We start from the raw sequence: 10,237 nt of genomic DNA, 5'->3' as shown, positions 1-10,237 counted from the left end.
CCGTTGCCGCCGGCCAGGCGGTCAAGGCCGGCGACGTGCTGCTGTCGATCGAGGCGATGAAGATGGAAACGGCATTGCATGCCGAGCGCGACGGCACAATCGCCGAAGTGCTGGTCAAGGCCGGCGATCAGATCGACGCCAAGGATCTGCTGATCGCATTCGGATGAATGACAACTCGACCAATGGGACCCGTTCTATTGCCGCGACTTGCGGATTCCGTGCGGTGTGCAGTCGAGGCGGCGACGAAAACAGGCGGACTGAGATGCGCCGCATCGCAAGACCGAGTGCGACCGCGATCGGCGAGAAGCTTTGGCCGAACCGGTCGCGGATGTGGCAATGCCGGTGACGTTTTAGACAGCGGCGAGGTGTTTCCTGTCCAGTCGCTCCTGCTGCGGCGTGCGGGCGTAGAGTTCGCGGTAGCATTTGGAAAAATGCGACGCCGAAACGAAGCCGCACGCGACGGCCACTTCGACTATGGGTAAGGCTGACTGGATCAGCAAATGGCGCGCGCGCTCGAGGCGGATATCCAAATAATAGCGGGCGGGGGATCGACCCATCTCGACGCGGAACAGACGCTCGATCTGCCGTCGCGACAGCCCGACATGGTCGGCAATATCACCAATCGATATCGGTTCGGACGGATTCGCGTCCATAAGTTCGATGATCGTAAGCACCTTCGAGTTCTGAACGCCGAGCCGCGCTCGCAGAGGTAGCCGCTGGCGATCGCCAGGGCTGCGCACTCGATCAGTCAGCACCTGCTCACATACTTGCCTGACCAGAGCGTCGTCGAAATCATCGCCGATCAGCTTCAACATCATGTCGAGAGCGGCCGTGCCGCCGGCGCATGTATAGATATTCTGGTCGACCTCAAAAAGGTCGGCAAAAACATTGGCCTTCGGAAATGCCTCGGCGAAGCCCGGCAGGTTTTCCCAATGGATGGCGCAGCGTTTGCCAGAAAGCAATCCGGCAGCCGCCAGCACATGCGCACCAGTGCAGAGTCCGCCGATCGCAACGCCGCGATTATGTTCCTCGCGCAACCAGGCAAAGGCAGACTTGTTCGAATAACCCTCGATGTTGATGCCGGTGCAGACGATGACCATCGAAGGCCTGTCGGGACCAGCCATCTTACGCCGCTCGTCCTCCAACGACGTGTTTACGGCACATAACACGCCGTTTGAAGCGGGCACGGGCTGCCCGTCGATACTGGCCAGCCGCCACTTGTAGGCTTCGTAACCGAGCATCCGGTTGGCGATGCGGATCGGCTCCAGCGCGGTCGCAAAGGCGACCATAGTGAAATCCGGCACCAGGAAGAAGACGAGAGAGCGCTTAATGGGATGTTCGGCTATGTTCACTGTGGCTAATTCCGTATCGCGAACAGCATGTCGCGAATACGTTATCGACACCAGTATTTTCTTTGCCGGTTACAACGTGTGTCACACTCCGGCGGCTTGCGTCGCCATTCCGTTCGGAGTCCGCCGCTGTTGGCGTGTCACGGACCCGCGGAAGGCGGAGAGGTTGGTTCATGCGTGCCTGATCGACTTCCGCCTCCGGATAAGAGGCCGTGATGGACTCAAGCAGTTGCTGCCCGATGTCGTGACCGGCCAAAAGGCGTTCTCGGCGATTCTCGTTCTGGACGACCGCCACCATACCCCACGCGGCGATCCCGACAACCCGGCGCTTCAGACCCTTGCCTGGCTCCGTGCTGATGTCGATCGACGGGACGTGCTCAGGTAGAGGTTCGGCACGGGCTCGATTGCCTCGCCTTCCGGACTCGGGTCGATGCCCCTCGCCACCAACATGCGCCGGTTGAATGCGCGGTCGGCGGCGTGCTCGTCGAGCCGTGGTGGTATTTCTTCCGCAGGGGTGTCGACTCGAGCACGACTTTGCGCTCTTCATCCGGAATCGGTCCGATCTGCCCGGCCGGCATGATCACCTTCACCTTCTCGACTTCGCTTGGCACATTGTCCTCTCCAATGACCGAGATCAGCGCCTCGCCGATCTTCAGCACCGGCAACTCCTCTCGAGTCTTGAAGCCCTTGCGCGGCCGAATTGTATCGGCAGCTGCCTTGATCTTCTTCAGCGACTCCGCAGTGCGCGCGCGCATGGCGTGCAGGATCCTCGTCCCGAGCTGTTCCAGGACCGCCGCCGGCACGTCGGTCGGCGATTGCGTGACGAAGAACACACCCACGCCCTTCGAGCGCACGAAGCGAACCAGCCGCTCGACCTTATGCACCAGGTGCTTCGGTGCATCGGTGAACAGCAACGCTGCAGCCACAGATCGCGATAACCAGATGGTAGCTTGCTGCCGTTCTTTTTTCTCGACGCATGAAATATCACCTCGGCAGACGCATCACCTCTGGCAGTGTTGTGCTTCCGGTGTGGTTAACAATCCGTCGCCGGCGATCGGAATATCAAAGCATGGCCATCATGCAGAGAGGGGGTTGTTTTCGCCGGCCGGCGAAAGTTCGAGCCGGATTGCGCCTGTATCGCATATCAGTTCATTGGCCATACGATCATTAGCATCGGCACAGCAACGATGATGACGAGGAACGATAGCGGCAGTCCCAGGCGTGGATAATCGCTGAAACGGTAGCCCCCAGGCCCCATGACGAGTGTGTTGCACTGGTGGCCTATCGGGGTGAGAAAATCGCAACCGGCGCCAATGGCGACTGCCATCAGAAATGCTTCCGGTCTGTAGCCGAGATCGCCAGCAAATTCGGCGGCGATGGGCGCCATGACCAGAACGGTGGCGGCATTGTTGAGGAATGGTGTAACGGCCATGGCAGCGACAAGGATGAGCATCAATGCGCCGGGCGCCGGAAGAACGGTGCCCAGTCTGGCAAGCTCGCCGGCTATTACTCCTGTGGCCCCTGTACTGCGTAGCGAATCGCTCACTGGAATGAGAAGGGCGAGCATGATGAGGATTGGACCATCCAGCGATTGGTAGACGTCCCGGACCGGAATGACCCTGAAAAGCACCATTCCGACCGCGGCCGCAAAGAAAGCGACGGAGACCGGGAGCAGCCCGAACGCAGTCGCCACCATCGCGAGAGCAAGGATCGATACCGGCACGACACCCTTACGCACGCTACCAAGCAGGATAGCCCTTTCCGCCAGCGGCAGGCAGCCGAGTTCACGCAGTATCTCGGGTATCGTGGCTGCATTGCCCTGCAACACGATGACGTCGCCGAGCCTTAGCTGGATTTCGGCCAGCCTGCGGTCGAGGCGCTCGCCGTGACGGCTGACAGCCAGGAGGTTGACATTGAAGCGGTGGTAGAGGGCAAGGCGCTGGGCTGTCCAGCCGATTAAAGGGGAGCTTTCACCGATGACAGCTTCGATAGCGACCAACTCGCTGGTCGTGTTGTCCCCACTGGCCCTGTTGCCCGTGACGCTGAGCTTGCCCTGCGAGACAAGGCGATCCAGCGCCTCTGGGTCGCCCTCGAGCAGCAGGATGTCGTTCGCTTTGAGGACAACATCGGGCAGTGGTGTCATCCGCATAGTCCGGTTGCGCAGGATCGACGTCACGATAGCATCGCCGCCGGACAGCTTAATGAGGTCTGCGACGGTTTTCCCAAGCACCGTGGAATCGCTGACAATTCGAGCCTCTGTCAGGTAATTCTTGATGGCGATGGCTTCATTCAGCGAACCGCCGAGCTTTTCGCGCACCGGTAACAGCCAATAGAAAAGCAGCAGGAAGATCGTTCCGGCGGCGGCTAGGGCGGCTCCAACAGGTGTAAAGTCGAACATTGTGAAGGCGGTGCCGGTCAGCTCCTCCCGCACACGGGACACAACGATATTGGGAGATGTTCCCACCTGCGTCATGAGCCCGCCGAGCAGTGATCCGAACGCCATAGGCATCAGGAATATCGAGGGTGAAACGCTCGACCGGCGCGCGAACTGGAAGGCGATCGGAATCATGATAGCGAGCGCACCGATATTCTTTACAAAGGCAGACGGGATCGTGACCACGATCACCAGCAGGGCCAATTGCGACCGAACGCCCGATAAGTTGGGAACAAAGCGCTTGATGGCGATTTCCATGATGCCCGAGCGGGCTATGCCTGCGCTCACCAGCAGGGCACTGCCGACAATGACCACGATATCGTCGCTGAACCCGCTGAAGGCCTCGTCAAAAGGCACGATGCCAACCGCGAGTCCAAGCAACAGTGCCGCGGCTGCGACCAGATCATATCGATACCGACCCCAAACGAGCGCCGCCATCATCACGAAGATGACGGCGAACGACAGAATTTGCGGCGTAGTCATGTCTTCGGATGCTCCGCCGCTAATGCGGCTGATCAGAACGGCCGAACCGCCCTTTTGTTGCTTTCGCTGGTCACGGTTTTGCTGACACGGTTCTAAATGCTGAGCTTCCATGCTTGCGAACAAGCCGGTGTCGGCGATGGTCCTGCCTCTTGGGGGCCATCCTAGTAGCGTTGCATCAAGGTGCGCGATCGGTCAGTGCGCTTGCACCTTCCTCCGCGGCGCAATGTGCGCAGCAGTAGATAATGTCACCTTGTTCGACGCCATGTCCGATGATCCGGCACCCGCAATGCGGGCAGAGCGGCGCAAGTTTGTGGATCGCGCATTCGAAGCTGTCAAACGTATAGGTTTCCTCGGCTAGCTTCACTTCGAAAGCCTTGTCGTAGTCATTCCCGCATTGATCGCATCTGGCCATAGTTCTTTCCTTCGTCTTCATTGGCTCAAGCTCGACCAACCCGCCGCATGGCGACAGGTTCCCGTCAGGATCGTAGAGTCATTAAGCAGGAGACGAGCGCGAGCCGGCGTCACGCGCGCCGATCGATCAAGCGGATCACCTCCTCGATGCCCCGCGGCTCGATGTCGAGTTCCTTCAGGCCAGGCGCGCCGATTGCTGCCACATTGTCGTGCCGCATAAGATCGACCTGGTCGCGCGTTATGGGCGCGGCCGGAAGGAGTTCCGCGACGCCGGCCAAGGCGCCCCACGCCGCAAACGGCACCGGCATCAGCCTGATATGGGTACCGAGCTGTCGGGCGATCTCCCGCAGCAGTTCCTTATAGGTGTAGATGCGCGGGCCACCGAATTCGAGTGTAAATGAGCCCTTGTGGTTTCGCCCGTCGATAAGCCGGCCCACTGCTTCTGCGACGTCTGCCACATAGACCGGCTGAAGCCGTGTGCCACCATCGCCGAACAGCGGATAGACCGGCAGGAGACGTATCAGCCTCACAATCGTCGTGAGGAAAACGTCGTCAGGTCCTGTCATGACCGCGGGACGAACAATGAAGGCGCCGGGAAATGCGCTCGCCACCGCCTCTTCTCCGCGACCACGTGCCCCAATATATTTCGAATCCGATTGAGAATCGGAGCCGATCCCCGAAATCTGGACGAACCGGTCTACCCCGCCATCGCGCGACGCAGCGGCGAGATCAGCGGCAGCTTTCACATGCACGCGTTCAAACGTCTGCGCACCCTGCTCGACATAAAGACTGACAGCATTCACGATCGCCTGTGATCCGGCAATGGCCGAGCCGATCGAGGACGCATCCAATATATCCGCCTCGACGGCTTCAGGCATCCTTGCAGTCGAAGAAAAGACCGGGCCCACACGAGCCGGGTGGCGGGATGCGGCGCGGACCGTGAAGCCTCTTTCAAGGAGCCGCTTCACGATCCTGCGCCCGAGAAAGCCTGTTCCGCCGAACACAGTGGCGATCCGTTCCGTGTTGAGATCGTCAGGATCCATCGCCATCCCTTCTTCGCGTGCCGGCCAGGCGCCTGCCGCGAGGATTGCCCCTGGCCGGCGTATGAACCAGCCGTCGAACATCAGGACGGTTGGAGAACAACGCAGGAACGCTTTTTGTTCCAGTCAGCGCTGGGTTGATCGGGGAACGGCCGATGTCGCCATAGAAGAAGGCGAGTGTTTGACGCTGAGTTGCTTTATCCGTGCTATCAAGACTGGTCGAGGCACTGCAGCGCCGAAATTGACAAATCATCGCTTGCAAATCGGTCGCCGCTGTCTTTTGCTCGCGCGACAGTTGTCCCATGACTGTTGAATGGTTGGCGAACGGATGAACAAAATCGATCGGCGACGGCCAGAGTCTGAAGCGGACGCCAGCGTAAATGCCGCGCGACTTGGAACGCGGTTGCGCCTCGCCCGGCAGACACGGGGCATGACGCTGAAGACGCTGGCGACAGCTGCGAACTGCTCTGAAAGCCTTTTGTCCAAGATCGAGAACGGCAAGGCTTCGCCATCCCTACCCATGCTTCACCGCGTGGTCGAAGTTCTAGGGACCAATATCGGCTGGATGTTCGAACAGGTCGACGACGACGAGGCGATCGTGTTCCGCGCAGGCGCGCGGCCATTGATCTCGCTCGACGCGCTGAGGCGCGGCGAGGGCATTTCGCTTGAGCGCATCATTCCGTATTCGCCCGGTCACCTGCTGCAGTGCAATATCCATCATATCGAGGCGGACGGCGAGAGCGAAGGTCCCATCCAGCATGTCGGCGAGGAAGTCGGCTATGTGCTCGCTGGGCGGATCAAGCTGATCGTCGATGGCAAGAGCCATGATCTCGCCACTGGCGATGCGTTCGTGTTCAGGTCGGAGCTGCCGCACCATTACCGCAACATCGGCAAGGAGAGAGCCAGCATTTTCTGGGTCAACACGCCGGCGACGTTCTGACGGCGCTCAGAGATCAAATTCGTTGACAAGTATTCAAGTCTCTTGAATGTTGCCTCGTGCCTGTAGCACCAATGGGACCAGCCTAACAGGTTTGGCCCGCAAGCAAGGGGAACCGTAAATGCGTCCGTTCAAACTTCTCTTCCGTTGCGCCGCCGTCATCGCCATTTGCTCGACCGCGATGGGATCGGCGTTCGCCGATACGTTCGCTCTCGTCAACATCAACCAGCAGGCCCTGTTCTTCAACCAGATCAATGAGGGCGCGCAGAAGGCCGCCGACGCCGCAGGCGCCAAGCTGGTCATCTTCAATGCCAACAACGTGCCGAGCGCGCAAAATGACGCGATCGAGAACTACATCACACAGAAAGTCGACGGCATCATTTTAGTCGCCATCGACGTGAACGGCGTCAAGCCTGCAATCACCGCCGCGAAGGCGGCCGGCATCCCCGTAATCGCCATCGACGCCCAGATTCCCGACGGCGACAACGTTGCGTTCATCGGTGTCGACAACGCCAAGGCCGGCGAGGATATCGGCAAATTCTACGCGGACTATGTCAAGTCGGAGATGGGCGGCACTGCCAAGATCGGCATTGTCGGCGCGCTTAATTCGTTCATCCAGAACCAGCGGCTCGACGGTTTCAAGAAGGCGGTCACCGACAGCGGCCTGGCGATCACCTTCCTCGACACGGTCGACGGCCAGAATGTTCAGGAGACCGCAATGAGCGCTTCGGAGAATTTGATGACCGCCAATCCGGACATGACGACGCTATATGCGACCGGCGAGCCGGCGTTGCTCGGCGCTGTTTCGGCCGTAACCAGCCAAGGCCGCACCGGCGACGTCAAGGTGTTCGGCTGGGACCTGACCAAGCAGGTCATTCAGGGCATTGACGATGGTTGGGTGGTGGCCGTCGTCCAGCAGGACCCTGCCGGCGAAGGCAAGGCCGCTGTCGAAGCATTGACCAAGCTCAAGAAGGGCGAAACGGTCGAGCCGATCATCAATATTCCGGTGACGATCGTGACCAAGGAGAATGTCGAGCAATACCGCGCGATGTTCCAGTAAGCTGCGTCGATGACCGGTCCGCGGCGCCGCTTGAGGCTACGCCGCGGACGCTTTGCAAATCCCGTGGGATCCAAGATGAGCAGTAGCGAGACCTATCGGGTGCGGATGAGCGGCATCTCAAAGCGCTACAACGCCATCCAGACGCTCGATGATGTGTCGCTGGTGCTGAAGCCGGGCGAGGTCCTGGGACTGGTCGGCGACAATGGCGCGGGAAAGTCGACATTGAGCAAGGTGCTGTCGGGGGCGGTGGTTCCCGATGCCGGCACGATCGAGATCGATGGCATGCCGGTGACCTTCAACTCGCCGGCGGATTCGCGTGCAGCGCGCGTCGAGATGGTCTATCAGGATCTGTCGCTCTGCGACACGGTCGATGTCGCCGGCAATCTCTTTCTCGGCCGCGAGCCGCGCCGCCGCATCGCCGGCATTTCCTTTCTCGACAAGAAGCGCATGCACGAACAGACGCGCCAGATGCTGGATCGACTCGGCATCGTTATCGCCGACACGCGGCTCAAGGTCGAGAACCTGTCCGGCGGACAGCGACAGTCGATCGCGATCGGCCGCGCCGCCTCGTTCGAGCCGTCCGTGCTGATTATGGATGAGCCGACGGCAGCGCTTGCCGTCGCCGAGGTCGAGGCTGTGCTCGACCTGATCCGCGCCGTGAGCGCCCGCGGCGTCAGCGTTATTCTGATCACCCACCGCCTTCAGGATCTGTTCCTCGTATGCGACCGCATTCAGGTCATGTACGAAGGACGCAACGTCGCCGAGCGGCTGATCGGCGAAACCAATATCGAAGATGTCGTCAACCTGATCGTGGGCCGCAAATTCAGCGCTCGCTCGGCCACCGGCGCCTATCGCGATGGAGCGCCGGCATGAGCGACGTGAGTTCGACCCACTCCGCGCAGTCTCGAAGGGTTCGCGAAGGCACATGGCGAGATGCGGTGCTCGCCAATGGCAGTGTCGTGTCGATCGCGTTGTTCTTTCTTGTGGTTTGCGTCATCTTCTCGGTGACGACGGACGCCTTTCTGACGTCGCCCAATCTGCTGAACATCCTGCGGCAGTCGGCCCCGCTGCTGATCGTCGCCGCAGCGATGACCTTCGTCATCACCACGGGCGGCATCGACCTTTCTGTCGGCTCCGTGCTGGCGCTGGTGGCAACGTTGTCGGCGACACTGCTGCAGCTGGGCCTGCCATGGCCGGCGGTCATCCTGGCCATGCTTGCGCTGGGTGCCTTGCTTGGCGCGGTGCAAGGCTATTTCGTTGCTTATGAGGGCATCCCGGCCTTCATCGTCACGCTTGCCGGGCTTTCGGTGATCCGTGGCGTGGCGCTGCTGATCACCGGCGGCTACTCGATCCCCATCGAGCCGGGAAGCCCTTTCACGGTGCTAGGCCGCGCCTGGTTTCTTGGCGTGCCGGCGCCTGCGCTGATCGCGCTGGCGATCCTTGCGATCGCCTATATCGCCTTCAACGAGACGCCGTTCGGCCGCTACGTGACCGGCATCGGAGCCAACGCCGAAGCGGTCAGGCGCGCCGGCGTCAACACGCGGTTGACGACGCTTTTCGTTTACGTGATTTCCGCCGCCGCGGCAGCACTTGCGGGGATCATCATTGCGGCCCGGCTCGGATCCGGATCGTCGAACGCCGGGCAAGGCTTTGAGCTCGAAGTGATCGCTGCGGTCGTGCTTGGCGGCACCAGCCTGTTCGGCGGCCGCGGAACGATTATCGGCACGGTGCTCGGCGCGCTTACCGTGGCCGTCATCGGCAACGGCCTGATCCTGGCGCATCTGTCGCCCTTCCTGACGCCGATCGTGACCGGAACGATCATCCTGGTCGCCATCTGGCTGAACTTCCGCCTGTTCCGCGGCGCCGTACGGAGCCGTTGAGCCTATGAGTGATCTCTTCGATGACGCAGCTCCCAGGCAGCGGCTGGCGATCGGGGTCGAATCCGGCCAGGTGATGACCGTGCTCGGCCCCGTTCCGGTCGAAGAAATGGGCGTAACGCTGATGCACGAGCACATCCTGCTCGACGGCGCGCGCACCTGGAAATGCCCCTGTCATCCCGACGACATGGCGCTCGCCGAGCAGCCCGTGAACATCGAGATCATCGGCGAACTGCGCATGAACCCTTACGTCAACCACGACAATGTTTCGCTCGATGACAGCGACCTGGCGCTGTCTGAGCTGCAACGCTATCGCGCGCTCGGCGGCCACACCGTCGTCGACGCGACCAATATCGGCATCGGCCGTGAAGCGGAAAAGCTCGCCCGCATCAGCCGCATGTCCGGCCTGAAGATCGTCATGGGCACCGGCTTCTATCTGGAGCACACCCATCCCGAATGGCTGAAGACCATGGATGTCGACGCGGTGACCGAATTCATCGTCAACGATGTCGGCGGCGGCGAGATGCAGCCGACGATCCTGGCCGGTCTGATCGGCGAGGTCGGCGTCAGCAAGGACTTCACCTCCGAGGAACGAAAGTCACTGCGAGCTTCGGCGCGGGCCTCGCGCATCACGGGCGTGCCGCTG

Annotated in this window: 11 protein-coding genes and 1 pseudogene; 6 read left to right on the top strand and 6 right to left on the bottom strand. The window is 60.9% G+C overall.

All coding sequences use genetic code 11. The features are described from left to right. Nucleotides 1-350 precede the first annotated feature (350 nt). A complete protein-coding gene (locus EOA86_RS08890; RefSeq protein WP_348627917.1) occupies nucleotides 351-1,289 on the bottom strand; it encodes a GlxA family transcriptional regulator in 939 nt (312 codons plus the stop codon). 289 nt (nucleotides 1,290-1,578) lie between these two features. On the opposite strand from EOA86_RS08890, the gene EOA86_RS38520 reads away from it, so the two are divergent. Continuing rightward, nucleotides 1,579-1,734 (top strand): hypothetical protein, encoded by a 156-nt coding sequence (locus EOA86_RS38520; RefSeq protein WP_164891638.1) that lies wholly within the window; start codon nucleotides 1,579-1,581, stop codon nucleotides 1,732-1,734. On the opposite strand, the gene EOA86_RS08885 is transcribed toward EOA86_RS38520, so the two are convergent. The 5 genes from EOA86_RS08885 to EOA86_RS08865 form a co-directional block, all read right to left on the bottom strand. Continuing rightward, nucleotides 1,727-2,275 carry a helicase HerA-like domain-containing protein gene (locus tag EOA86_RS08885; protein WP_206629981.1) on the bottom strand — a complete coding sequence of 183 codons (549 nt, stop codon included), beginning with the start codon at nucleotides 2,273-2,275 and terminating at the stop codon, nucleotides 1,727-1,729. The two genes, EOA86_RS38520 and EOA86_RS08885, sit on opposite strands and share 8 nt — an antisense overlap. A 218-nt stretch (nucleotides 2,276-2,493) precedes the next feature. After that, entirely contained in the window at nucleotides 2,494-4,266 is a 1,773-nt protein-coding gene (locus EOA86_RS08880; protein ID WP_128341268.1) for an SLC13 family permease, read from the bottom strand. Between the two features lie 175 nt (nucleotides 4,267-4,441). Further along, nucleotides 4,442-4,678 carry a hypothetical protein gene (locus EOA86_RS08875; RefSeq protein ID WP_029355687.1) on the bottom strand — a complete coding sequence of 79 codons (237 nt, stop codon included), beginning with the start codon at nucleotides 4,676-4,678 and terminating at the stop codon, nucleotides 4,442-4,444. Nucleotides 4,679-4,787: 109 nt separating this feature from the next. After that, nucleotides 4,788-5,720 carry a complex I NDUFA9 subunit family protein gene (locus EOA86_RS08870; protein WP_245497190.1) on the bottom strand — a complete coding sequence of 311 codons (933 nt, stop codon included), beginning with the start codon at nucleotides 5,718-5,720 and terminating at the stop codon, nucleotides 4,788-4,790. Then, on the bottom strand, nucleotides 5,710-6,021 hold the full coding sequence (locus EOA86_RS08865) for a hypothetical protein (RefSeq protein ID WP_128341265.1): 312 nt from the start codon (nucleotides 6,019-6,021) through the stop codon (nucleotides 5,710-5,712). Before EOA86_RS08865 ends, EOA86_RS08870 begins: the two co-directional genes overlap by 11 nt. Before the next feature lie 24 nt (nucleotides 6,022-6,045). On the opposite strand from EOA86_RS08865, the gene EOA86_RS08860 reads away from it, so the two are divergent. From EOA86_RS08860 to EOA86_RS08840, 5 genes and pseudogenes are all read left to right on the top strand, one after another. Further along, entirely contained in the window at nucleotides 6,046-6,657 is a 612-nt protein-coding gene (locus EOA86_RS08860; RefSeq protein ID WP_065006311.1) for a cupin domain-containing protein, read from the top strand. Nucleotides 6,658-6,775: 118 nt separating this feature from the next. Continuing rightward, nucleotides 6,776-7,714, top strand: a complete 939-nt coding sequence (locus EOA86_RS08855; protein WP_029355684.1) for a substrate-binding domain-containing protein — start codon at nucleotides 6,776-6,778, stop codon at nucleotides 7,712-7,714. A gap of 75 nt (nucleotides 7,715-7,789) precedes the next feature. Then, on the top strand, nucleotides 7,790-8,587 hold the full coding sequence (locus tag EOA86_RS08850) for an ATP-binding cassette domain-containing protein (RefSeq protein WP_127211073.1): 798 nt from the start codon (nucleotides 7,790-7,792) through the stop codon (nucleotides 8,585-8,587). Beyond that, entirely contained in the window at nucleotides 8,584-9,594 is a 1,011-nt protein-coding gene (locus tag EOA86_RS08845) for an ABC transporter permease (RefSeq protein WP_029355682.1), read from the top strand. The genes EOA86_RS08850 and EOA86_RS08845 overlap by 4 nt, the downstream gene beginning before the upstream one ends. A 4-nt stretch (nucleotides 9,595-9,598) precedes the next feature. After that, nucleotides 9,599-10,237 (top strand): annotated as a pseudogene (locus tag EOA86_RS08840) (phosphotriesterase); the annotation flags it as partial.

This window comes from Mesorhizobium sp. M5C.F.Ca.IN.020.32.2.1, assembly GCF_004023105.1.
GTDB classification, from domain to species: Bacteria; Pseudomonadota; Alphaproteobacteria; order Rhizobiales; family Rhizobiaceae; genus Mesorhizobium; species Mesorhizobium wenxiniae.
The sequence above is the reverse complement of the archived record's forward strand: the minus strand, read 5'-3'. Positions and strand labels throughout refer to the sequence as shown.